At 60.9% G+C, this 23,820-nt stretch carries 26 protein-coding genes; all 26 read right to left on the bottom strand.

Features of this window, described 5'->3' with window-relative positions:
• Window positions 1-7 precede the first annotated feature (7 nt).
• Complete coding sequence (locus CIMIT_RS05615) at window positions 8-1,573, bottom strand: Gp37-like protein (protein ID WP_456236327.1); 1,566 nt, start codon at window positions 1,571-1,573, stop codon at window positions 8-10.
• 67 nt (window positions 1,574-1,640) lie between these two features.
• Window positions 1,641-2,564 (bottom strand): hypothetical protein, encoded by a 924-nt coding sequence (locus CIMIT_RS05610; RefSeq protein WP_038590326.1) that lies wholly within the window; start codon window positions 2,562-2,564, stop codon window positions 1,641-1,643.
• The gene (locus tag CIMIT_RS05605) at window positions 2,565-6,758 is read right to left on the bottom strand and encodes a phage tail tape measure protein (RefSeq protein WP_051904828.1); all 4,194 of its coding nucleotides are present in this window, start codon (window positions 6,756-6,758) and stop codon (window positions 2,565-2,567) included.
• A gap of 34 nt (window positions 6,759-6,792) precedes the next feature.
• Complete coding sequence (locus CIMIT_RS05600; RefSeq protein ID WP_051904827.1) at window positions 6,793-7,143, bottom strand: hypothetical protein; 351 nt, start codon at window positions 7,141-7,143, stop codon at window positions 6,793-6,795.
• 5 nt (window positions 7,144-7,148) lie between these two features.
• Window positions 7,149-7,511 (bottom strand): hypothetical protein, encoded by a 363-nt coding sequence (locus CIMIT_RS05595; RefSeq protein WP_038590323.1) that lies wholly within the window; start codon window positions 7,509-7,511, stop codon window positions 7,149-7,151.
• A gap of 94 nt (window positions 7,512-7,605) precedes the next feature.
• Window positions 7,606-8,310, bottom strand: a complete 705-nt coding sequence (locus CIMIT_RS05590) for a hypothetical protein (RefSeq protein WP_038590320.1) — start codon at window positions 8,308-8,310, stop codon at window positions 7,606-7,608.
• Window positions 8,307-8,699 (bottom strand): hypothetical protein, encoded by a 393-nt coding sequence (locus CIMIT_RS05585; protein ID WP_038590317.1) that lies wholly within the window; start codon window positions 8,697-8,699, stop codon window positions 8,307-8,309. Before CIMIT_RS05585 ends, CIMIT_RS05590 begins: the two co-directional genes overlap by 4 nt.
• A 5-nt stretch (window positions 8,700-8,704) precedes the next feature.
• Window positions 8,705-8,989 carry a hypothetical protein gene (locus tag CIMIT_RS05580; protein ID WP_051904826.1) on the bottom strand — a complete coding sequence of 95 codons (285 nt, stop codon included), beginning with the start codon at window positions 8,987-8,989 and terminating at the stop codon, window positions 8,705-8,707.
• Entirely contained in the window at window positions 8,989-9,312 is a 324-nt protein-coding gene (locus CIMIT_RS05575; protein ID WP_231910354.1) for a hypothetical protein, read from the bottom strand. The genes CIMIT_RS05580 and CIMIT_RS05575 overlap by 1 nt, the downstream gene beginning before the upstream one ends.
• On the bottom strand, window positions 9,309-9,776 hold the full coding sequence (locus CIMIT_RS05570) for a Gp19/Gp15/Gp42 family protein (protein ID WP_038590311.1): 468 nt from the start codon (window positions 9,774-9,776) through the stop codon (window positions 9,309-9,311). The genes CIMIT_RS05575 and CIMIT_RS05570 overlap by 4 nt, the downstream gene beginning before the upstream one ends.
• Before the next feature lie 22 nt (window positions 9,777-9,798).
• The gene (locus CIMIT_RS05565) at window positions 9,799-10,161 is read right to left on the bottom strand and encodes a hypothetical protein (protein WP_038590308.1); all 363 of its coding nucleotides are present in this window, start codon (window positions 10,159-10,161) and stop codon (window positions 9,799-9,801) included.
• Between the two features lie 13 nt (window positions 10,162-10,174).
• Entirely contained in the window at window positions 10,175-11,116 is a 942-nt protein-coding gene (locus tag CIMIT_RS05560; protein ID WP_038590306.1) for a hypothetical protein, read from the bottom strand.
• An 11-nt stretch (window positions 11,117-11,127) separates the two neighbouring features.
• Window positions 11,128-11,517: a hypothetical protein gene (locus tag CIMIT_RS05555; protein ID WP_051904825.1), complete on the bottom strand. Its 390-nt coding sequence runs from the start codon at window positions 11,515-11,517 to the stop codon at window positions 11,128-11,130.
• Entirely contained in the window at window positions 11,518-12,972 is a 1,455-nt protein-coding gene (locus tag CIMIT_RS12125) for a head maturation protease, ClpP-related (protein WP_051904824.1), read from the bottom strand.
• On the bottom strand, window positions 12,969-14,216 hold the full coding sequence (locus CIMIT_RS05545) for a phage portal protein family protein (RefSeq protein WP_144311818.1): 1,248 nt from the start codon (window positions 14,214-14,216) through the stop codon (window positions 12,969-12,971). The genes CIMIT_RS12125 and CIMIT_RS05545 overlap by 4 nt, the downstream gene beginning before the upstream one ends.
• Before the next feature lie 73 nt (window positions 14,217-14,289).
• The gene (locus CIMIT_RS05540; RefSeq protein WP_157727807.1) at window positions 14,290-15,921 is read right to left on the bottom strand and encodes a terminase large subunit; all 1,632 of its coding nucleotides are present in this window, start codon (window positions 15,919-15,921) and stop codon (window positions 14,290-14,292) included.
• An 18-nt stretch (window positions 15,922-15,939) separates the two neighbouring features.
• Window positions 15,940-16,227 carry a terminase small subunit gene (locus tag CIMIT_RS05535; RefSeq protein ID WP_038590303.1) on the bottom strand — a complete coding sequence of 96 codons (288 nt, stop codon included), beginning with the start codon at window positions 16,225-16,227 and terminating at the stop codon, window positions 15,940-15,942.
• Window positions 16,228-16,365: 138 nt separating this feature from the next.
• Window positions 16,366-17,061 (bottom strand): RapZ C-terminal domain-containing protein, encoded by a 696-nt coding sequence (locus CIMIT_RS12350; protein WP_084674274.1) that lies wholly within the window; start codon window positions 17,059-17,061, stop codon window positions 16,366-16,368.
• Window positions 17,062-17,273: 212 nt separating this feature from the next.
• Complete coding sequence (locus tag CIMIT_RS05520; RefSeq protein WP_038590295.1) at window positions 17,274-17,948, bottom strand: hypothetical protein; 675 nt, start codon at window positions 17,946-17,948, stop codon at window positions 17,274-17,276.
• The gene (locus CIMIT_RS12720) at window positions 17,945-18,106 is read right to left on the bottom strand and encodes a hypothetical protein (protein WP_157727806.1); all 162 of its coding nucleotides are present in this window, start codon (window positions 18,104-18,106) and stop codon (window positions 17,945-17,947) included. The genes CIMIT_RS05520 and CIMIT_RS12720 overlap by 4 nt, the downstream gene beginning before the upstream one ends.
• Window positions 18,107-18,108: 2 nt before the next feature.
• Window positions 18,109-18,258, bottom strand: a complete 150-nt coding sequence (locus tag CIMIT_RS12715) for a hypothetical protein (RefSeq protein ID WP_157727805.1) — start codon at window positions 18,256-18,258, stop codon at window positions 18,109-18,111.
• Between the two features lie 27 nt (window positions 18,259-18,285).
• Window positions 18,286-18,522 (bottom strand): hypothetical protein, encoded by a 237-nt coding sequence (locus CIMIT_RS05515; RefSeq protein ID WP_038590292.1) that lies wholly within the window; start codon window positions 18,520-18,522, stop codon window positions 18,286-18,288.
• Window positions 18,519-19,892 (bottom strand): DEAD/DEAH box helicase, encoded by a 1,374-nt coding sequence (locus CIMIT_RS05510; protein WP_038590289.1) that lies wholly within the window; start codon window positions 19,890-19,892, stop codon window positions 18,519-18,521. The genes CIMIT_RS05515 and CIMIT_RS05510 overlap by 4 nt, the downstream gene beginning before the upstream one ends.
• Complete coding sequence (locus tag CIMIT_RS12345; protein WP_038590286.1) at window positions 19,873-20,154, bottom strand: VRR-NUC domain-containing protein; 282 nt, start codon at window positions 20,152-20,154, stop codon at window positions 19,873-19,875. Before CIMIT_RS12345 ends, CIMIT_RS05510 begins: the two co-directional genes overlap by 20 nt.
• Before the next feature lie 293 nt (window positions 20,155-20,447).
• Window positions 20,448-22,973, bottom strand: coding sequence for a virulence-associated E family protein (locus CIMIT_RS05500; RefSeq protein WP_038590283.1), 2,526 nt, complete (start codon window positions 22,971-22,973; stop codon window positions 20,448-20,450).
• Window positions 22,974-23,087: 114 nt separating this feature from the next.
• Complete coding sequence (locus CIMIT_RS05495) at window positions 23,088-23,810, bottom strand: DUF2815 family protein (RefSeq protein ID WP_051904820.1); 723 nt, start codon at window positions 23,808-23,810, stop codon at window positions 23,088-23,090.
• Window positions 23,811-23,820 lie beyond the last annotated feature (10 nt).

Below are 23,820 nucleotides of genomic sequence, written 5' to 3'. Positions count from 1 at the left end.
CCTCCTTTTAGCTTTGTCGAGTGAGATTCAGACGCGCGATGACGGCACGCACCTGCGCAAGATTCTGGGCGAACAGTTCTTCCGGGTTGGCGAGCGCGGCCAAGTTCCCCAGCGAGACCTCCCACCCGACCGGTGTTCCAGGCTCCGACGTCCAGGTGAGCTCGGAGACGTAGGCGGCGTAGACCACGCCCCACGCGGTGACACCGATGGTGTCGCCCAGGTCGAAATCACGCCCCGGCAAATACGGGTCGGGGCTGTCCAGAGTGAACTGGATGGAGACCCCGCCCTCGGTTTCTGTTTTCGCGCCCCATGCTTTCTGCAGCGACTCCATGCTGTTAGCCTCACCCGGTTTAGCGAGCGAAACGTAAGCGCTACGCCCGTAGTGAGCTTGCCTGTTCTTGTCGATGTACTCGTTCAGATTGAGCAGGCGGTCTGCGGTCAGCTCGGCGGCGAGCTCGCCACCACCCTTAATCAGTTCTGCAGTCGGCGGGCCGATACCAGGAACCATTGAGACCAGCGCCGCAACCGTAGTTTTCACACCAATCTTCACAGCCTTGTTCACCAGGTCAGGTGCCTTCCCGCCTACGAGGAAGCGGTGATCGGTTGACTTTCGTATCGTGACCTCCGGCCCCTCCGGCAAGGTGTAGACCACCCAGGGGGCGCGCCCGTCACGCTGCCGCAAACCAACGTCAGTGAAGTCAACCACGCTGGTGATCGCGTCATCCGAGCTGATCTTGCGTCGCAGGTGACGTAGCCCCTGTCCGACGAAACCGGCTGCTCCGGTGACTGTGGCGCGCGGTGAAAAGTCAATCACCACCGTCGGCAACTGCAGCTTGGTGTGCTGCGGGAAGGGCTGCGCGTCCCCCGGCCACCACAGGCGCGCGATAGGCAGAATGCCCGCCGCATCCCACGTGCCCTTCACCAAGTCCCACGCGTTATCCCACCGTGCGGAAATCTCGCACCATTCCGAGTCATTGCCGGATTCGATGGGCGAGCAGATGATGGGGTGCATGTTCGGCTGCAGGGCAGACCATCTTTCGGTCTTGGAATACCCGTCGGTCATCCACCTGCTGTCACGCAACATCGACGGCTGGAAATAGCCAATCAAGTTACGCCCAATCAGCTTCCGACTTACCTTCTCGGCTGGCCCGTCCTGCGTGTCCTGCCACTGCGCCTGCACAACCTTCGACCTATTGGATGGGTTCGCCCACAGTGGCAGGTGCTTCAAGTGCTCAATCAGGTCCACACCAGTAACCGTGACCCTAGCTGGGTTATCCTGCCCGCCCTCCGGCACGATCTCCAAAATGCGGTAGCAGCGCCGGTCCAGACCGGGGCGCTCCACCACGATATGCACCGCCGAATGCAAAAGCGCATCCAGCGTCGGCACATCATCCAAATTCCCCAGGTCATTCGTCAGCAGGTAGTCGACCACGGGGTTGCGTACCCCGCCGTCGAGCTCGCCGGGCAATACCATCTTCATGCTGCCAGTCTCAGCAAACACGCTCGGCCACTCGGCACTAAGCCAGTCCTCCACGTCCATGATGGGCACCCAGTCCTTATCGACGAGGCCCACCCACTGGCCGTGCGCCTCGGCCACCGCTTCTCGGTGCGCCTTGTGTTGCTCCCAAGAAACCACGCAATCACCTCCACGGGGTCAAATAGCGCGGGGTTGCCCACAGCTCAAGGCCAGGCCCCAGCTCGAACGAATACACACGGTGCGGGGTGAGCGTCTCGCCGACGAGCACACCACGCAGCGACGACCACGTGCCGGAGTCCACCCGCCCGTCCTCCGTTGTCACCTGGCCCTGCATACCCCTATCCAGGTTGATAAACCGAGGGCCAAGCTTCGCAGGCCCAGTGGAGTCATTGCCAGGAAGGCGGATAATGTAGTCATCCATCCAGCTCCCCGGCGACGACGCGGGCTTGGTCGACAAGGACACTTTCAGCTCCGACGGCAACCGAAACTCAGTCTCCGTCTCACCGTCCCACCAAAGGCGCAGCGACGGCGCGAGATCACCCGGCACCGCAACCTCAAACGCACCCGTACGCCGGGTGGTTGGCCCGCGCCAGAACCCGTCCAGGCACACGAAATGCACGGTCTCCTCATGCAACGTCGCACCAGCAGGGTCACCCGGCACATCACTGAAACTGAGCAGCCGCACACGCGCCTCACGGTTCCCGCCATCACGCGCCACGACCTTGAGCTTCCCGTCCTCAAAGTGCGACCACGCACGCCGCCAATCACGCACCGTGTCCGGCAGACCACCAGGCCCAGGGCGAACGGTCACATCCAGCGACCCGTCGAACTCCGGCACACGCCACCCCGTAGCACGCGCACCAAACCGGTTCACCGACTCAGCCAAGGAAAAATCCACCTGCCCCACACCACCGGAGAATCCGTCCTCCTTGAGCACCACCCGCTGCTCATCCGCCTCAGCGTCAAGCATCGAATGCAAAATGAACTGCTCCCCCGGCGAATGCGGCGCGGTGTAGGTCACCTTGTACCCAGGCTCAACCAAGTCAACGCCTGCGTGCCCGCCGCCGAAGCGCACCGGAGCGACCATCTAGAATGCACCTCCTCGTGTCGTCACCGCCATCGCAGGACGACGATTCTTAAAATCAGCCAGATCGCGCTCGTTAATCTCGACGCGGCCCTCCACGGCGTCGACGCGCTTACGCAGCACTTCCTGGCCGTCCAGGTTGACCACAACAGTCACCCCGTCCTCACCATTCAGCCCGCCACGTTTAATGTCGCGCCACTGGTCACCGTTGAAAACCGGCTCCGGCTCGTTCGACAGGTTCACGGCGATGCCGCCCGGTTTGAGCCACCCGCCCTGGTCGAACACGCCGACCTTGTCGAGCAGGGACTCAGCCGCGCCCATCTGCTGGCCGTACCGCGACGGGAACGCCGACACCTGCACCTTCTGCGCTGCCGCGCCAGGGTCCATCGACCTGTAATCAAAGCCCTTGAGCTTGTCGAAGAACATGCCCGCCGAGTCAAACGGCGTCATGCGCTCCTTGACCGTGCCCCAGGCACCGTTATCACGCTGCTGGAACAAACCAACCGAGTCGTAATCCGAGCCGATAGCGTCATGCCGGAAGTTCAACGACTCCGGCACCGCACGGTTCGCCCACATCTTCAACGGGTCACCAGACTCCACCAGCGCCGTCGCGATACCAATCTTCGCAGCCAGCTTATCCAGCCCCATGTCCTTCGCCTTGCGAGCAATCTCACCCGCGAAGAACTCCGGGCCCCAGTCCGGGCCCTTGAGCTTCTCCTCCTCCGCCGGGGTGATCACCGCCGGGGCCACAGTCTTATCAACCGGCTCCGTTGGCTCCTCACGCCGGGAGGAAGTCGGCACCTGCACCTGCTTCTCCGTGATGATGGAATCACCGGACGGTAGCCAATCACTTGGCTTGCCGAGAAGCGCCTTCTCGAGCAGACCATCGGACAGGCCCGCCATATCCAACAGGCCTGCGGTGAGGTGCTCGACTACGGACTGGTCGCCCAGCTCGTCCGCCGCAGTGGCGATAGCTGCCTCCTGCGGTGACAGCTTCACCGTCTCCGTCGACGTGCCCGGCGCGGACGTGCCACCGGTGACCAGCGAGGCGTCAATCTCGCCCGTCGCGGCCATCGGCAGAATCTCGTTCATCTTCGGCGGCTCAGGCGGCTTATCCTGCAGCGGAATCCAGAACCGATCCGTGTACTGGGAGTGACGAGCACCAGCAGCGGCACCACCAATCTGGCCGTTACCACGCCCGCCACCCATCTCGACATTGGTTGCCTTGCCGGACGCTTCGTAGATCGTGCCAGACGTGTGGCCACCGTAAGGCCCGCCGTTGAAAAACCCGACCTCGAAAGCGGACTTACCCGGCGAGGTGCCCGGCGTGAAGCCCATGCTGGAAAGCACCGAGCCCTCGTTGCCCGTGGCGAATTTACGGCCCACGATGTCCATGCCGACGATGAATGCAGCCAGGCCGGAGATCATGCCCGAGCAGTCACCCCAGTTGCCAAGCAGGCCACCACCCCAGGTGTAGGGGTACCCCTCGAGCGGCGCGGGCCCCTTCTTGCCCCGGACGCTCTTGCCCCAGGCAAAATCGAGCACTTCCTGGGAGGAGACTACGCCGCCGTCGGCGTAGCCCGGCAAATCCTTCATGGAGATTCTGCCGGAGTTGATGTCCTGCAGAAGCGGCAAGTTATCCTTCGTCGCCTCACGGTTAACGACGTACTCCCGCGGCTCAATCCGAGCCACAGGAACACCAGCAGAATCAATCCCAAAAATCGGGTCACGCTGCGAATCAGGAATACCCGGAATCGCATGAATATACCCACCACGGGCATACCCAGGCACCTGCCCACCAGTCGCAATCCCAGGCACAAAACGAGCCACGCCATCAGGCATGACCTCACGAATCGCGTTACCAACCTGCCCAAACATCGACTTAATGCCGTTGATCAAGCCGCTGATGATGTTCTTACCGGCGTTGACCAACCACGTGCCAGCGTCAGCGAAAGCGGACTTCACCTTGCCCGGCACCTGGGCGATGGTGTTCACCATCTCCTGAATCTTGCCGCGCACCGCACCAACAGCCTCGGACGCCTTACCCTTGATCGCGTCCCACGCAGCGTTGATCCCGTTCTTCGCGGACTCGAAGATGTTCTTCCAGCCCTCAACCTCACGGTTCCACGCCCAGAACACCACCGTCTTGATGGTCTCCCACACCGCGACGAACGTGTCCTTCAACCACGTCCACCCACCGGTGACCGCATCAACCGTGGCCTGCCACCCGTCTTGAACCCCCTCAACAGTGGCATTCCACGAATCGAACACCGCAGACTTGAGCCACTCCCACCCCGCCGACAGCGTTTCCGTCAGCCACGTCCACCCCTCGCCAATAGCGGTGGTAAACGAGGCCCACATCTCCCGGCCAGTCTCGGTCTTGGTGAAGAACGCCACTAGACCAGCCACTAGGCCAGCAATCGCAATGGTGACAAGCGCAATCGGGTTCGCAGCCATCACCATGTTGAACGCCGCCTGCACACCGGTCATCAACTTCGTGACACTAGACAGGCTCTTGAACCACTTAATCAAACCGCCAGCGGCAATAATCTTCTGCTGGAAAGCAACCGCCGCCAGCCCACCGGCCACAACGGTCAGACCAGCCCCCAACGGCAGCAGCCAATCCTTGCTCTTCTGCACCCACTCGGCAAAGTCCTTCACCGCATCGAGAGTGAACTCAAAAGCACCCTGAGCACGGTCCAAAGCCGGAACCAAAGAGTCAAAAACCTGCGTCGCGATAGGCTCCAATGCCAACATGGCCTGGTTCTTAAGCTGGTCCCACTTTTCCCCGAAGTCTGCAGTCTCCTCCGCTAGTCCCCCAATCGTGTCCGACGTGGCACCGGTCGCATCCATGAAATCATCCACAGACAGCGTGCCGGTCTTCACCGCATCCACGAACTGGGCAGCACCACGAGAACCGAAAATGCCGGACGCCATATCAATCGCAGCAGCATCATCGCCCGCGCTGATAAGGTCTTCAATCGACCCGATGGTCTCCTTGAGCGCTTCCGGAGCGTCACGCCCTTCAGACGCAAACTCCGCCAGCGCACGCTGCATCGACTGCAGCGTCTTATCCGCATCCAGACCGGCCTTATCCATCTGGCCCACCAGAGCGGCAGAATCGGACATGGAGAACCCAAACCCGCGCAACACAGGTCCGGCCTTCACTGCCGACTGCGACAACTCGCTAATCGTCAGACCGGTCGCCTGCGACACCTGGAACAACTCATCCAACGCGCCCGGCATGTCCTTGGCCTCAATACCAAAGCCAGACATGGCCTTCGATACCTCGTTGATGTCCGCATCGACACCCAGGTTCTGCAGCTGCATGAACTGCGCCGTCATCTCCTCGAGCGGCTCACCAGTCAAACCAAGGCGCGTATTCAGATCCGCAAGCGTCGAACCAATAGCCCCCATATCAGAGCCAACGCCAATGGACTCGCCAGCGACCTTGCGCATCGAATCCTGCAGCTCCTCAAACGCAGCGCCACTAGCACCAGTGCCCGCACGAATCGTGTCATACGCATCATCAAACTGGGCACCAATGTCATACGCGGCCTTGCCTGCAGCACCAACCGCACCGACCACCACGGCACCAGCCGCCGCGATCTTGCCCAGCGACACCTCAAAGCCCTGGCCCTTACCGTCAGCATCAGCCGCAGCGTCGCCAAACTCCTTGGTCGCACTGGTGGCTTCATCCGTGGCATTCTCGAGGTCTTTCTGCGCCGCCGCGAGAGAATCAGAGGCACGCTTCGATTCAGCCATGGCCTTCTCGACGCCGCGCTCGGCCTTCTCCACATTCTGCGCGGCAGTTTCAACCTTGGCGCGCTTGTTGAGCACATCCGCCTCAGCCTTCGCCAACTGCTCAGAACTGGCCTTGCCGGACTTCTTCATGTCGGCAAGCTTCGACTCCGCAGCCTCCAACTGCTTCGCCGCGGCCTGCGACTTCAACACCTCAGAGTTACGCTTCGCCTCGGCATCAGCCAACTCCTCCGAGGACTTCTTCACACGGTAGTTGGCCTTCTCAACGCGCTTCGCAGCATCATCAGTGCCCTTGGTGATGCCCTTCTCGATGGAGTCGCCGGCCTTCTTCGCCGCCTTCGACGCCGGAGCCAGAAGCTGCGACTGCAGCTCCTTGTTAATCCCCGAGAGCGAAATAGTGGTAGGCAAAACGGCATATCCAGCTGCGCCTGCCATGAGCGAACACCTCCAATGAAAAGAGCCGCAGGGCTTATCCTGCGGCGTTGAACTTTCGTGCTTTCTCGCGTGCCCGCTTCATCGCTTGATCGCGCTCCTTCGCGCGGCGCTGGCGCTTGAGCTGCTCCCAACGCGGGTGCTGCGATCCGTTGAGGCTTGTCCAGATGTCCATCAGCACCGACGAAATCTCACTGACAGGCGGGCGATCTTGCATCGCGGAGTGGAATAGTGACTCCGGGGGTAAGTGCTCGGCAAGTAGCAGCATGCGTCGCAACGTCATGCGAGACGCTCCCCCGCCCTCGCGGTAGAAGTCGCGGTAATCCAGGTGGTAGAAGCGTTGAAAATCGACCTCCACCAAGTCCTCATGCTCGGCGATGAGGTACATGAGTTCTATTTTCCCTGGCGGCGCTTACCCCACGCTTGGAAGACCTGCTGAAACTCGTCAGCAGACAGGCCAGCGTCCATGAGGTTAAACACTTGGTCTTCACCAATGATCGCTTCAATCACGCTTGGGATGTATTTCTGGGCGTAGCGCTCGTGGAAGACGAACATCATGCCTGCGGGTGCGGCGTCGCGGGTCCATCGGTCTTCGACTTCGATTTCTTTACCGTCGATGGTGATGGTGAACGTGGGGTACTCGACGTCCCCGTCTACCTCGTCGTCGGTGGTGGTTTCTTCGATGACCTCGGCCTGCGCCCCAGTAGCGTCCTTCGGGTCAATGGCATCGTCGGTCTTTTTCTTGCGAGCAGTCATGGCAGACCCTTTCACATTGAATTATAAGGAAACGATTAGGCAGACCATTGGTTTGGGGTGGGGGCAGTCTGCCATGTTCCCCTACCCCATCGGGTTAACCCCCAGAGCCATCCTCAGCGTCAGCAGCAGCGCCGCGAGAAGGAGCCTCCTCCGCAGCATCACCAGATTCATTCTTCGCAGCCGAGAAGCGAATGACCTCCGGCAGATCATCCGGCGTATCGTCACCCTTCAGACGCAGGTAGTCATACAAAGCGCCGTACTGGTCCTTACGGATCTCAGCCTTAAACTGCATCACCGAAGCACCATCGTCATTGCGCTCATTACCACCGTCGGCGTACACCAGAGCGCGGCGGCGCGACACGTCGATGTAAATGTCACCGAAGCTGTTGGTGGTCTTGAACGCGATGAAGCCCTCCGCGGGGTTCTCCGGCGCGAGCAGCACGCCCGGCGCGCCCTCCTTGAATACGGAGCCAGGCCACAGCAGTGGGAAGGTCACATCGTTCATCTCGAGCGCGTCGAAACCGCGAGTGTCCTTCTTGAACTTGTTGTTCATCAGCTGCAGCACGCCGCCGAACGAGTTGATCTCGGTGCGGTCAACCTCAGGCTCCTGCGAGATCGCAGAACCATCATTGAGCAGGCCAATGAACTTCCAGACCTTCGGGTCGAACGACCCGTCCAGGCCAACCTGCGGGTTATCGTCGGTCGACCAGTAGACTTCGGCGTCCTTCCAGACGTCAATAAACCGCGCGCGGTCCGTCTCAAGAGACGTCGTGCCCTGATCAGAGTTAGGAGAAGTCATCTTGCGAATCCTTTCTTAGTAGATGAAGCTGCGACCGTAATGGCCGCGACCCAGCCCTTTATGTCCTCGTCCTTCACCACGAGGAACGGGCCGGGGGATATACGAAAACCCCCAACACTGTGGGGGTTGAGAAGCCAGGCGTCGATCTCGGCGGCGACGCGCCGAACCTCTGGCTCAAACTTGCCGTACACGTTGACGCGCACGTTCTCAGTCGACGTAGCGCGCGCCGAGCGCGGTGAACCATCACTTGACACCGTCACTACCGGGCCGTCATCCACCGACCACCCGTGCGGGATCGCGGCGGTAACCCGAATCGACTTCGGCATCACACCGCGCAGCGCGCGGCGGATGACCTCCGGGGCGTTTCTCTGAATAAACGACTGTCGCATGCCCGTCACCTCTGGCTGTAGCGATGTACATCCAGGCCTTGCGACGCTGCAGCACGGGTCAGCGTGCCGTACTTCGCCTGCATCGCCAGACCCTTCGCATGAGCAAGTGTTACGAGCGCGACAGGGCGACCATGACTATCGGTCTTTTCCGTCACAGTGACGGGAACGTCACCATCCACAGCGGACGCGACCGCCTGAGCTTTCGCCGCGAGCTGAGGCGCAAGACTAGTCAGATTGTCCTTGTACCACTGGTCAGGAATATTCAACCGGGGCTTACCGACCTTCGCCACTAGCCCTCACCCCTCACGCAATCAAACACCAACGATGGTCGATGACGCCTGTACGCAGGGCGACGATGAGCCGACCAGTCCCACGCGGTGATACGCACCTGGTACCGCTTACCCCGAACAGTGACCTCATCACCATCAGCGACCTCAGCGCCAGGCGGTGCCCACACGCGCAAAATATCGCGAGTGCCCTGCTTGTCCTCATCCGACATTTCCGTCAGAGACAATGGCTGCACCGACTTCACTGTGACCTCACGGTCAGGCTCACCCGGCACCGGGTACCCGTCATCATCCACACCACCAGCAGCACCATGCACAATGATCATCTCGGCCACCATGCACCCCGCTCACTGAACTCAGCACCACGAATCGCAGTGCGCTGCCCGTACGGAATGACACGGCCACCACGTCCACGCGGGAACCCGCCAACCCCGAGCCCCAGCAGGTCAAGGATCGCATCGTCAATCCCCACTCCACCCCAGTGGAACTTAATCCCCTGGGAGTAGGTGACCGCATCGGCTTCCTGCCCAGTCGAAGAAGACACAGAGGCCACACCGACGTTGTCGCCGATGAGCACCGCTTGGAATACCATCGCGCGCACTGCTTGCTTCGCCGCGAGCTGTAGCCACCGAGAACTGGCGACTTCTTGCTGGAAGTCTCTCCCGCGGCGGGCGAATTCCAGCTCAATCAGCTCGAACGCTTGGTTAATAAGCGCCTTGGCGCGCTCGCGCTCCTCGTCCAGCAGAGGGCGCGGGAAAACATCAGCAACATCATCAACTGAGATATTCACTTTGCCCTCCCTCCTCCTGGTCTTAGCGCGACTGGTTCACGGTCTTCGTGATGAAGCCCATGATTTCGTTGCGCTTGGTGAGACCGGTGAGCTTGATGCTGTTACGCCGGGCGTACTCTTTCCACTCCGCAGCGGGAGCGGTCTTCTTCGGCAACGCGGGGTACCCAGACGCAGGAGCGGCTTCCGGCACCTCCGGTTTCGCGGCTTCCCGAGTAGCCTTCTCAGCCTCCGGTTCGTCTGGCTCTGTGGGAGCGGTGGCAACCACCCCCATTCCGGCGAGCACGTCGAAGTCCTTCTCATCAACCTCGATGACCTCACCGGAGCGGTGCACCACCGTCGACCCGAACGGGTAGCGGACAGCCTTAGCAAGCAAAACTTGCTTCATGCCGCACCCCTCCCTAGATAGCGCCGGTGATCTTCACCAGCGCCTTCGGGGCACGCACAACCAGAGAACGGAAGTGCACGTAATCGGAGCGCCAGGACAGGCGCGGACCACCCATACCGGACTGGCCACCCTCCTCGTACCAGTCGGAGAAGCGCGCCTCCTCAGCCTCGAAACGGGTGCCAAGACCACCGGTAAGCGTCTCAGAGATGACGTAAGCAACGCCGTCTTCCATGCCGTCATCGACCACCAGGTAGAACTGCTCGCCGATGATCGGCTGCTGGCCGAGCGGGGTAAAGCGCGGGTCAGCGTGCGCCATGTCGCCCACGTACAGGTCAGTGACCTGCTTGTTGCGCTTCAACGCGTTAATCGTGCGGCGGTTCGCCCACACCCACTTACCGGCGTAGCCAAATCGACGCCCCTCATCGTCGACCGCACCTGCGAGCAGGTCGTCAGCAGCGTACAGGTCGTCCATTGCCTTCGCGTCGGCAGTGTTCCACTTCTGCGGTACCGGCAGCTCCTCGACCAGGTCGTCCACCGCCGCGAACGCCGCGAGCGCGTCACGACCATTCTTGCGGCGAATCTCCGCAGCTCGACCAAGAAGCTCACGCTGCACCGCAGCACCAGAGGTGAAGTTGCGCTGCCCGTAGGACACTCGCACACCAATGCCAGAAGGCAACAGATCAGTGAAGCGGCGCTCACCGCGAGACGGGTCACCAACCGGGATCTCCGCGAACTCCGCAATGGTCTGGGCTTCCTCGTCCAGGCCCGGCGCGGAATCCAGGTTGTAGCCGACGGTGAGCTTGCCGTCCGTGTTGAACGGGTCGAAGACCAGGTTGTACGCCTGCTCGCCTTCCAGAAGCTCGTTGATTGCCCCCTCGATGAGCTCCGAGGAGGTCAGAATATCCTCAACGGACAGGTCCTTGAGGTCGTCAAAATACGAGTTGTGAGTGCTCATGTGTGTTCCTCCTAGGATTCTGCGCCTGCAGCAGTTGCAGGCAGCTGGTTGAGGATGGTCAGGGTCTTGCCGTTCTCCGTCGCGCGTACTGCGACGCCGACCTGGACGGAACCGGTAGCGGAGGCCTTGCCGTCAGCTGCGGCGAAAACGCCAGCCCCGGCCTTGATCTCGCCATCGGTCTCGAGCTTCACCGCAGCGGGCCCGTAGTGCACCGCGATAGTCGCAGCGCCCGGCTCCTTCGGCTCTACTCGGCCCGCTTCGGTCACAGCACCGAACACGGCACCGGACGCGCCAGCGTGCTTAATCTTGCCGTTCTCATCCACAGTGACGAGACGGAACTTCTCGGTGTCGGCCGCGATCTCGAACGAGATGGGGCCGGAGCGGAAAGTCGGGTTCGACATTTACTTGTTCTCCTTCTTGCACTGGCGGTTCGCCGCGGCCTTTGCACGCAGCTTCTCAACCTTGGTCATGTTGGCTACGTCACCGGAGTGGCCGATTTCCTCAACGGGGACAGCGACGTTCTTCGGTAGCCCGCCCCATACCTTCTCCGCGGCGACAGGGTCTGCCTGGTACGCAGCAATTGCCGCCCCACGGTGTCCTGCCGAGTAGCGCCCCTCGCGGATGTGACGGTCAACCTTGTCTTCCAGTTCGCGGCGCTTGTCCTCCGCGAGCTTCGCGGAATACTTGGCACGGTCTGCCATGTACTCGTCCCACACAGCGCGAGGTACGGTGACCACATCAGTGCCCGCTCCACCCTCGTCACCATCGGTGGTGAATGCAGGTTCGGTAGCCTCTCCCTCGGCAGGCTCCGACAGAGAGCGCACCTTAAACGCCACCGGCACCTCCGTGGACTCGTTCACCGTCACAGTCACAGTGACTACATCGCCTGGCTCAACACCAGACGGCGCATGCGCGGTGACCACACCAGTGGACTCGTCCACGGTCACATCCCAACCATCAGGGGCCGCAGACACCGCGAACACCAGACCAAGCGCGCCGGCATCACCGGTGGACTCGCCGTCCACATTGGCGACCGTCGGCTCAACAGTCACGCGCTCTGTTGGGGCCACGCCGGTCTCTTCCGGGTAGGTCACATCAACTTCGCCGGAGACAGTGACCTGCTCATTAAAAAAGCCGGCGAGCTTCTCGCGAAGCGCGTCCGGCTCAACACCCAGTTCCTGGGCGAGATTCTTGATGCTCATCGCATCTCCTTCCTGCCCATCACTGGGCTTAGTTGTTTCGTCCCCCGATACCGACCGGGTGACGGGCGGCGGCGGTGCCGCCGCCCGGTTCGCGAACTTGAACCGGCGGCGCATCGCGGCGGTTGGTGTGTGCGCATCTGTCGCGGGATTCGCATCCACAACGCGGTCTGCCAGGCCAGCGGCCACGGCTTCCTCGGCGGTGTACCAGGTCTCCGCGCTCATCGCGTCCAGCCAATCGTCAACTTCGCCACCGGCCTTACTGGCGTAAATATTCGCCAGCTTAAGATCCTGGCGCTCCAAGTCCGACAAAGTCTTTCGAACATCGTCCGCATTACCGTCGGTGAACGTCCACGCGCGGTGAATCATCAACTCAGACGAAGGGCGCATAAGCACCTCATCAGCACCACCAACAGCGATAAACGACGCTGCCGACGCCGCCAACGACTCCACGATGACAGTCACCCTGCCAGGGTGGTTCTTCAAGGCGGTCATGATGTCGATGCCCTCGTACACATCGCCGCCCCCGGAGCTGATGCGAACCGTGACGTCCCCATCGACTTGTGAGAGTTGGTCCATCACCGTCTTCGCCGTAATCGCGTTCTCAGGCTCCCACATGTCAGCCCCAATCGGGCCGTACAGAAGTATCTCGGTCATTTCTGCACCTCCTGTTGCTTCTTTGCCTCGTCGCTGGTTTCTAGCTCCTCGCCGGACAGCGTCACCCCGAGCTCTTCCTCCGCGTCCGTCAGCGACTTCTTCGCTTTGAGGGCTTCGTAGAGCGACCGTGCCGCCGGGATGCGGAACGTGGAGCGCACCCACTGCTCAAGGTTCGGTTCCTTCGTCAGCACACCTTGTGCCGCAAGCTGCGACACGTCACCCGGTGTCAGGTCCTTCTGCACCTGAATCCGCGTCGACGTGATCAGCGGAACCGGGCCGTCATAATCCGGGAAAGCCACCGCAACAAGGTCTTCAACGATGTGCTGCGACGCGATATCAGCAATCCACTCGGCCATTGACTGCAGCCCCTGGATGAACTCACCCAGCTGAACGTTCGCCAGAGCGTACGACCCACCCGCACCGGTCAGGTTGAGGTGAGTAGCGTTGCACGCAATCGCGATCTGGGAGGCGTGATACTGCATTGCCTTCTCGATATCCGGCAACGTGCCAGACACACCCTCCACAGGCATATCCGCACCGGGCGGCAACGAATACGCAGTGACCTCACCCGCGGCGTAGGACTCGGCGAGTTCCTGCCCCCGGTTCAGCTCCTCTTGCACCTGCGACCTGTCAGTGAGATCAGATGCCTTGTACTTCGGAATACCCATGCCGTTACGCTGCATCACCAACGAGTTGAGCTTCTCCATCTTCATTAGCTCAAGCCAGTTATTCCTAGCCGGGGCAAAAACGCTCGACCCCTGCCACGTGTCGTCCCGTCGCCCGTGCCTGTACGCCACCAAGCGGTCAACCGGAATGAACGCGTCCTTGCCACCCTTCACCCCGCGCTGGGTGATGCCGACAAGTCCACCGTCGTCCGCGACGTGGATCTTACGAATGGAGACGTTGGGGCGCGGCGCGAGCTTCCGCAGATGAAACCTTCCGTCGTCCCCCATCTCGTAGACCTGCTCAAAAAACGCCACACCGGTGAACACCGCTTCGAGCGCCATTTTTAAGTGCTCGTCCCACGACACGCGGCCAGTGCGCCGCGCAACCTGCCCGTCCTCGCCCTTCACCGGCAGTCGCAAATCAGTCGAGACCAACTCAACCACCTCTGCAGGCGCGCCGTTTGGCTCCACCGACCACGCGGCCTGCTCAATCGGCTTACGAATCGCGTTCTCAACCTGGGCAACCTTCGCCGTGGAACGCATCTCCGCGAACTCAACCTGCTGCGTAGCCCAAGACACTGCATGCGACCTACCGACACGCGGCGACCACGCAGGCGACGACGCGTGACCAATCTCGCGAACCATCACTTTGTCAGCCAACGAGCGCACCTCCCATCAACGATTTCCTTGAGAACACGGGGAACGTGCCCACCGGGTTCTTCTTCTCAACCTCGACTTGCTTGTACGGGACCTGGAACTCAGCGATGAACTTGTTCAACGCCCACAGCGCGAACGTGCCAGCGACGAGCACAGACACATCACCAGAGAAACGTTCAATCGACGGGTACCGTCCGGCACCATCACGCACCGTGGCGACGCGCAACGCGCCCACCCATTCCTGCGCCCCGTCATGGGTCAGGCGACCATCAGCAACGGCTTGCTTCATCTCACGAAGCGCGCCAGCGACCATGCCACCGTTTAGCAGCACAGGCTCAATACCAACCGCCAACAAGTGCGACACGAGCACGCCAGCCGGAGAGTCCTTATCCAGCACCACCGCAGCAGGGTCATCATTCTCAGCAACGAACCGGCGAATAGCTTCCACCGTCTCGTCCACCACGAACTTCTTATCCCCAGGCCGCTGCTCAAGATGCACACCGCGTGACGTCTGCCCCGCAGACACAAACGTCACCGACTCGCCATCAGGCGACACTTCCACCGCGAGCACACAATCACCAACAGCAACACGACGATCCACAGCCAGATCCCCCCAACGCTCCAACGGCACAATAGGCTCAAAATCATCACCGAGCTCATCGACCCACTGGCACAACCGCTCAGTGCGGAACGTTGCTTCCAAAGTCGACTGCCTCTCCGCATGCAACGTCGCCATGGTGATGCGCCCATTGCCGAGGTCAGGGTTCGCCTGCTTCCATCCCTCGACATCGTCAATATCTGCCGACGGGTCCGCAGACCACTCAAATAGCGCCATGCGAGTATCACGCCACGTGCCCTCATCAATCGGCTGCTTTGCCAATTCGCGGTAATCACGCAGCACCACCGAGTGGCCCACCCCAGCATTCGACGTCGTCACAATCAACCCGTTATCCGGCACTGTCGTTGTTGCCTCCAACGAGTTGACACCCGTGAAGTCCTTCTGAGTACGCAGCTCGTCGATGTAAAGCAAGTCCACCGTGTCGCCACGGCCCGCGTTCTCATCAATCCCCACCGGGCGATAACGCTGCCGCTTCCCCTTCGTCCACATCGCCTGCGCACCCTTAGAGTGATCAACACGCCCAAGAATCTTCTTCAACTTCGAGTCGCGCTCAATCTCAAGAAGAATCTCATTCCACAGGTCAATCGCCTTATTCAACGTCTGCGCAGCAGCCATGACCTCAGGCATCCGCTTCCGGAAAATCGCCCACTTAATGAGCTTCTTCACCCAATCGGTCTTACCGTTCTGCCGGGCGATCAAAATCACGATCTTCGTGAACCGCAAACGCCCATTCGGAATAGGACGACCACCACGAACAGGGGCAGGGCCATACAGACGCTCCACCTTCGCGATCTCAGCCGCCGGGTCATCCTCAAGCATCGCGAACTCGAGCGCCTTCTCCTTCGTCAGCACCTCAAGCGCATGCATCGACAGCCACCGCTGGTAATCAGACAGCGGCTCCCCCAGAATCTCGTCGCAGAACCACACCATATCGTGGCCCCACGTCGCCTCCGGCTCCTCAAGATCACGTAACGGCGGCGTGAATACCCGCGGCAACGTCAACGCCACGACCATTCACCCCCAAACTTAGAACTCCTCATCCTCCTGGACATCCTCATTCAGCCCCAACTTCTGCTTCCCCTCCGGGTTCAGGCCCAGACCAGTCAAAACCTTGTTCAGTGTCGGCATCGGCCCGAAAGACGTCTTAGAAATCGCGTCCGGATCGCCAGACTCACGCGCCTCGTCGATGATCGTCGCCAGGTGCAGCGCCAGATCCACCGAAGCCTGATCTGAATCCACCAGGTGATCGGCAGACTCCACTGCTTCAAGCACTGACTCGACCATCGAGCGCAGCTCATCCTGCTCAAATTCCATCGCTATGCCTCCTTATCGCGCGCGCGACCCCCTAGTTTCCGCCAGAGAGAGAATCTCTGACTGCAGGCGGACGGGGCGGTGTCTGGGGATGGGGGGGTCCAGATTTTTTGGGCACCCCCTCCCCTGGCGGGGTGGTGGTTACCAGCGGATGTGGTGGCCTCCTGGCCAGTCGAGGGTGTCCCCCGTGCCGTTGTCTACGGTTTGGCCGTGTTTGGCGTACCAGTCTGGTCCGTGCTTGACCCAGGTGCCTTTGCCTTTGCCGTTGAGTGTGCGGTTGCAGCGGCGGTGGATGAGGCGTTTGGGTGGTTGGGTCTTGTCCCTGTCGATGTGGTCGGCTTCGAGTGGTGCGCCGTCGAAGTTTTTGGCGGGGTCGCGGAACATTGGGCGTGCGCAGTATTCGCATTCTGTTCCGTCTATGAGGTTGTGGAGCAGGTTTTTACGTGGGATTTGCTGTTGTCGGTATCCGTAGCCGCGTTGTGTTGTTGTGGCTTGCTTCTTTTTGGTCTTGAGGTTGTGGTGGTTGAGTTGGACTGCCCAGCCTTTGGCTTCGAGTTGGGTGGTGAGCCATTCTCCGAGTGCGACGCTGCGGTGTCTGCCTGCGCTGCAGGTGATGCTGATGGTGGGTGGTTGCAGGGCTTCGATGGTGGCGAGGTGGCGTGCGAATTGGTCGGGTACGCCGGGTTGGTCTAGGAGCCATTGTTGGACGTTGGGGTCGCGCCCGTCGCGTGGGCGTAGCCAGGGCTCGTCGTGTGGGTTGGGTAGTGTGCTTGCGTCGATGTAATGGGTGGCGCGTGGTGTGCGTCCTTGTTTGCCAGTGGTGATGCGTGTGTGCATGTTTCACCTCCCGGTCGTATTGGCGCCCCGCTCAGGATTCGAACCTGAACATCTTGAGGCGGGTTGCGCACCATGCGCGACGCTTCCCTAAGGTGCCCAGGCCACCAGCACCACCGCAATGACATGACCGCCCGGCCTGGGCACGACAAAAGACCCGTCAGGAACTGACAGGTCTTTCGTGCGCAAGCATAGCATACGGTCGCGGAAATACATCAATGGTGCGCACGCTTATCGGAGTATTCGCGTGCGGCCTCGATGAGATCACCGAGGCGGTAGTGAGTTGTCCCTTCTGCGGTGGTGTATGGGGTGACCCGCCCTGATCGGCCCCAGTATCGGATCTGGTCGCGGGTGAAGTGTTTACCGACGGCGGCGGAGACGAGTGGTGCGAGGTCGGCGGCGGTGCCGAAGCCTGTCGCAACGGTATCGACGGGTAGCGCTTTGAGGTTTTGCCCCCGGTGGTGGTGGATGCGGCGAGTGAGGTAGCGGTGTTGGTCGCGCAGTAGTTCGGTGAGTTCGTCGACGGCTGGGAAGTGTTCGGCGATCTCGGTGGCGTGGCGGGCGATGTGGGCGCAGAGTATTCCGGGGGCAAGGTGCTCGTCCAGGTATCCGGCTTGGTTTGGTGTGTGGCGTGGCGCGGTCGTGTAGGCGAGGGCGTCTGCTGCCACCATCCTTAGCCCGCCCGGTGCCCCGTTGTCGTCGTTGCGCCAGAGTTCGTATTCGATGCTGAAAGCGTGGTCGTTGTCGGGGCTGGGTGATCGTGAGCCACCTTGGGTGCGCATGACGCGTTCGCTGGTGGGGCGCTCGGGTGTCCATTTGAGTTCTGCGAGGGCGGCGTAGGTGTCGGCGAGTTGGCGGGCTGCGTGGTGGAGGTCTTGTGCCGTTGTCACTGTGTGCTCCTGGTGGTGTCGCTGGTGTCCTTGTTGATGACTTTGACGCGTACTTGGCGACCGTTGTAGGTGAGATTGTGGACGATTTGTCCGTAGGTCTCGTCCATGAGTTGGTCGTAGATGGGGGTTGGTTCTTCGAGGCTTGGTGGTGTGTGCATGGCTAAGTGAGGATGGTTGCAATGCTTGCGATGACGGCGACGATGAAGATGATCAGGCACATGGCGACGATCAGTGCCATGAATCCTGTCATGAGGATGTCTTCAAAATCGGCTTGCTCGAGCCAGTCTTGGAATTTGTCACGAAGTGTCATGGGGTGTCCTTCCTTGTAGTGGTTGGTCTAGGTGTCGGCCCGCCACGGTGGTGGCCCTTGCTTTTCCTCGTCGAGCTGCCGTCCTATCTCTGCGATGAGGTTTGCTCCCAGCTCCTCTGTAACCTCCCACCCGCAGGTGTGGCCTGCGTTTGCCAGTGAGGTGCCGAAGAGCACTGCACCCGCAACGCATGAGTCGTATACGGTGACCCCCTCATCCGCGTATATTTTTTGCGTCTCGACGTTGATGGTGATGCGCTTGGTCATGCTGCTGCCCTTTCTGCCGCGTCGAGCTCGGCGGCAACTGCTGTGATGAGCGCCTGCTGCGTGGTGTCCTTGCGGGCAAGTGCTTGGTGGACGGTCTGGTCGATGCTGTTTGCGGTGTCGATGTGGATGATGCTGACCGGCTCCGTCTGCCCTTGCCTGTGCAGCCGCGCGTTCGCCTGCTCGTAAAGTTCCAACGACCACGGGGTGGTGAACCAGACCATGATGTGCCCGCCTGACTGCAAGTTGAGTCCGTGTCCCGCCGATGCGGGGTGGATAAGCGCGACGGGAATCTTGCCAGCGTTCCAGTCCTCGAAGTCCTGCTGGGTGTCCAGGACGCGCGCGCCGGGGATCGCGGCAAGGATGCGGTCTCGTTCGTGCTTGAACCAGAAGCAGACCAGCATGGTATTGCCGGCTGCTTGGTCGACGAGCTCGGCGAGGGCTTGAATCTTCTCGTCATGCACGACGATGTAGTCATCGCCGTCCTCGGCGTAGATCGCACCTCCCGCGAGCTGCTGCAGCTTCAGTGACAGGGTGGCGGCGTTGGTGGCGTCGATGGTGGTGTCCTCGTCGAGGTCGACGACCATGTCACGCTTCAGCGTGTCCACCTGCTGCTGTTGCTTGGGTGTGAGGTTCACGGTGATGTGTTGGGTGGTCACGTCGGGAAGCTGCAGGTAGTCGGTGGTGCGCATACTGACGGTGATGTCGGCGATGTTGTCGTAGATCGCCTGGTCCGCGCCGGGGCGGATGACCCAGTTGTAGACGACGTGCCCGCTGCGCTTGCCCGGCGTGAAATATTGCGCGCGGTAGTGAGTGATGTATCTGCCGAGGCGCTGGCCCTGGTCGATAAGCCTGAATGGTGCCCAGATGTCCAGCAGGCTGTTGGGGGCTGGTGTGCCGGTGAGTCCGACGATGCGGGTGATCTGGTCGCGGACTTTCAGCAGCTTCTTGAACCGCTTGGCTTGCGGATTCTTGAAGGACGAAAGTTCGTCGATGACGACCATGTCGAAAGGCCAACGCCGACCGCAGTAATCGACGAGCCACTGCACGTTCTCTCGCCCAATGGTGTAAATATCCGCGTCCGCGCGTACCGCGGCTTCGCGCTGTGCCTTGGTGCCGATGATGGGGCTGACGCGGAGCCCTGTGAGGTGGTCCCATTTTTTGATTTCGGCGGGCCACGTATCGCGGGCGACGCGGACGGGTGCGATGACGAGTGCACGCCGGATTTCGAATCGACAGCGGATGAGCTCGTCGATGGCAGTGAGGGTGGAGATCGTCTTGCCCATGCCCATTCCTAGAAAGATCGCGCACTCGGGGTGGTCGATGATGAACTGGGTGGTGTGGGCTTGGTAATCATGCGGAACGTATTTCATCGATGAGTCCTGAAATTTGGTTGGGGTGGTCGAGGGTGCGGACCATGCAGCCGAGTTGGGTGAGGCGGTCCATCTGCCTGATTTGGAGGGGTCGGGGTTTCTGTCCGGGTGCTTTGAGTTCGACGAAGCAGACCTTGCCGCCGGGGAGGATGATGATTCGGTCTGGCATTCCTGCGTTGCCGGGGCTGGTGAATTTTGGTGCGATTCCGCCTGCCTTGCGTGCCTCGCGGACTAGTGCTTGTTCGACTTCGCGTTCTAACAATTTTTTGTCCTTTTTGGGGTGTGGTGGAACAAAGTCGGGGTGTTTTCTAGTTAGGTCGCTGTTTTAGGCGTTTTACACCTATATGGGGGTAATGTAGGCCCCTATTTTCTAGAAAGTCTTTAGATAGATATTTTTTGTTCCGTTTGTTCCAGTGTCGGTATTTCCCCCGCTTGCGCGTGGTTTCAGGTGTGGAACAAAGGGTGGAACAAAGTTATTTTTTGTTCCGTTTGTTCCAGTTCTTGGGTGGGTGGAACAAATCGTGTTGGGCTTTGTTCCCGACTTTGTTCCACCCTTTATGCAGCTCGAACATCTTCGCTAATTTTGGTTTTTTGGAAGAGTCGTTGCTTGCCGTAGATGGGCAAGGTTCGGGTTTTTCCGCTGTCTTCCCATCCGTCGATTTGGCGCATGATGGCGGTGATCTCGTGTGCGTCGATCTTGCGCATGACGTCGGGGTCGCGTCCGAAGCATTCTGCCCAGATCTCCATCCGGGAGACTGTTTGGCGTTCGACTGTTTGGTTCCACATGCCTGTTTCTCTCAGGTGGTCTGGGAGTGTGCCTTCGTCGAGCCAGACGCGGCGGGCCATGAGTGGGATTGCGTCCCAGTTGGGTGGCAATACCTTGTTGAGGTATTCGGCGACGATGCCGACGCGGTCGTCGGCTTCCACGGATTCTGCTTGGATGTGTTCGGCGACCTCGAGCAGGTCGCCGGTGAGGTAGAGCTTTTCGCCTTGCTTGTCGCGCGCTCGTGCTTCTGCCCAGACTTGGTCGATGTAGTAGTCGTCGAGGTCGTGTGGCCTGCCGAGCCAGCCTTTCCCGGCGACGGTGACGGGCCACCAGCGGCGGTTGCCGGTGGTGTCGCGCAGGAAGCCTTCATCGGCGTTGGTGGTGCCAACGATGATGCATTGGCGCGGGTAGTGCTGGACGGTGCGCCCGTAGGCGGGGCGGTATTTGTCTTCGTTTCTTGAGATGAAGCTTTTGACTGATTCGGCTTCTGCTTTGCGCATGCCGGCGAGCTCTGCGATTTCGATGATGAGGTTGCCGGCGAGTTTTTCTGCGCCGGTTTTGTCTTTCATGTCGGTGATCGTCAGTGAGTCGGAGAACCATTGTCCTGCCATGCGGGCGAAGATGGTGGATTTACCGACGCCTTGCGGGCCGACGAGGGTGAGCACGTGGTCGAATTTGCAGCCGGGGTGGAAGGTGCGGCGGTGCGCGGCGACGAAGGTTTTGCGGGTGACCGCGCGGGTGTAGTCGGTGTCTTCTGCGCCGAGGGTGTCCACGAGGAGTGTGTCGAGGCGTGGCACTCCGTCCCATGGCAACAGGTTGGTGTAGTAGTCGCGTACAGGGTGGAAGGCGCGGTTTTTGGAACTGGCGGTGGAGATGAGTGCTGCTTGCATTTTGTCTGGTGAGTCCATGCCGTGGTAGGTGCGGGCGATGGTGGTTCGAAGTTGGGCTTGGTCGTTTTCGGTCCAGGTGTTGCTGACCCTGTGCCAGGGGAGGTGGGTTGGTTCTTGGGGTTCGAGTTGGTTGGCGTGCATGTTCCAGTTGATGTGGTTGAGGCGTGGATCGTGAGTGAAGATGAGCTCGAAGTTGGTGATGGTGTTTTTGAAGTTTCCGTCTTTTGTGGTTTCGAGGTCGAGTAACCAGCTTTTATCGGTGGTCTCCCCTGCCTTGGTATCGCCGGGCAACTGTTCAGTTTCCTTTAGCAGTTCGCCTGCGGGCGCTTCGTCGTTGGTGATGGGTTGGAAGACGTCGTTGATCTTGGCGGCGGTGGCTTTTGCGTTTTCGGCGCGCGCGCCCGGATCTTCGTTGGCCATGTCCATCATGGCGAGGTAGGAGGGGCGCTTGTTAGCTGGTGTGCCCGTGGGTGCGTCCGCGTCGAGGTCGCCGAAGCGGTGGATGCGCACGAGGTCAAATGCGCTGTGGGAGTGCCCGTCGGCTGCGGGGTCGGTGGCGTGCTGGCTGTAGGCGAAGTGGCCGTTGTTGTAGACGATCAAGCCGTTGGAGCTGGTGCCGCCGGTGTAGGTGTAACGGTCCTTCGTCGTGCCCGGTTTGTACACGTCGCCGAGGAAGGTGTCGATGGCGTGTGGGATGGTGTAGGCGCGGTTGAATGCGCCGAGCATGCCGGGCTTGTCCCGCGGGTCGTCGAGCTTCGATTTGCCGAGCATGGCCTTAGCGTCGTCGGGTGTGACGCCGGGCCAGGTGGTGACGTCTTGCCACACGTCGAAGCGGGCGAGGAAGTCGTCGGGGTTGAGGATGTCCTTCTGTCTGCTGACGTGAGCCTGGTAGTCGCCGTCGGTGAGTGCGGAGGGCCAGTACATGAAGCGTTCCGCTTCGAAGGTGGTGGGGTCGAACCATTCCAGCCCGGGGTTGATGTCTTGTGCGATTCTGCGGGCGACTGCGCCGTATTCGTCGGCGGTGATGTCGCGTGAGAGCCAGATCCAGATTCGCCAGCGTGGGCCGTCTGGTGTGTGGCTGAGGGTGGTGTGGATTAGCCAGGCGTAGGGCAGGGTGTCGGCGAGGACTTGGGCGAGGTCGACGTCTGTGGGGAGGTTGTCGATGTCGAGGGTGATGATGGAGCGGGCGAGGACGTGGCCTTTGCGGCGTCGTCCGTTTTTGAGGTGTCCGCCGACGAAGCCGCCGACGTCTTTGTGCTTGTCGCGCGCGCTTTTTTCCATGGCTTTGTATTCGGCGGTGGTGCAGTCGACGTGGGTGGGGTCGTAGGCGCGGGCGGTGAGGTCTTGGATGGTGGTGAGTGTGTTTGTCCAGTGCGCGGAGGTGCGTGTTGTGGCCTCTGCGATTTTGAGCTCACGGTTTTTCACGGGTGCTGTCCTCCGTTTCTGGGGTGGTTATGGAGTTGTTGGTGGTTGAAGAATTGGGTGCGCCCCACACACCGGGTGTGGCGTGCGGGGCGCGGCGCGGCGGTGGGGTGGCTGTTAGAAGCCGAGGTTGGGGGCGGCGGGCGGCTGTTGCTGTTGGGTGAAGCCACCCTGCGCGGGTGCCTGCGGCTGCTGCTGTTGGGTGAAGCCACCCTGCGCGGGTGCCTGCGGCTGCTGCTGTTGGGTGAACCCACCCTGCGCTGGTGCCTGCGGCGCGCCGCCGGTGTTGGGGATCGCGGTGAAGACGTCCTCGGCTGCGAGTGGCTCGCCGCCGAGCTGCTCGCCGTCCTTGACGAACTGCACACCTACCAGGGACGCCGATACGCCCTGGTTTCCGCTGTTTTTGTAGCCGAAGAACTGGACGGCCATGTTGATGTAGCAGCCGGGGTAGATTTCGGCTTCCTGCAGGATGGGCTGCAGGGATTGGTCGACGACGAACGGCTTGCGCTTGGTGCTGGCTTTGGCTGCGATGAACCAGTGGCCGGCGAATTCTTCACCGCGCTGTTCGCCGTTGTCGTTGGGCTTATCCCCGTCACGCAGGGGCGGGTACTTGGTCTGCGCGGGGTCGATTGCCTGTTTGAACACGCCGCGGCTGACGGCGTCCTGGACTGCTGCTTGGATTGCTGCTTGGATGCGCTCGATGGTGGCGGTGTCGCTCTTCGGGATGAGCAGCGTCGCGGAGTATTTGGGGTCGGCTTGCTCGTTTGCTGCGCGAGCGGTGAACAGGTTGGGGTAGGACAGTCGTCCGTATGCGGTGACGTCGCGGTCGGTCTTAGCCATGATGTGATCC

It is taken from the genome of Corynebacterium imitans, assembly GCF_000739455.1.
Lineage (GTDB): Bacteria > Actinomycetota > Actinomycetes > Mycobacteriales > Mycobacteriaceae > Corynebacterium > Corynebacterium imitans.
Note: the sequence above shows the minus strand (reverse complement) of the source record. Positions and strands in the feature narration are given on the sequence as shown.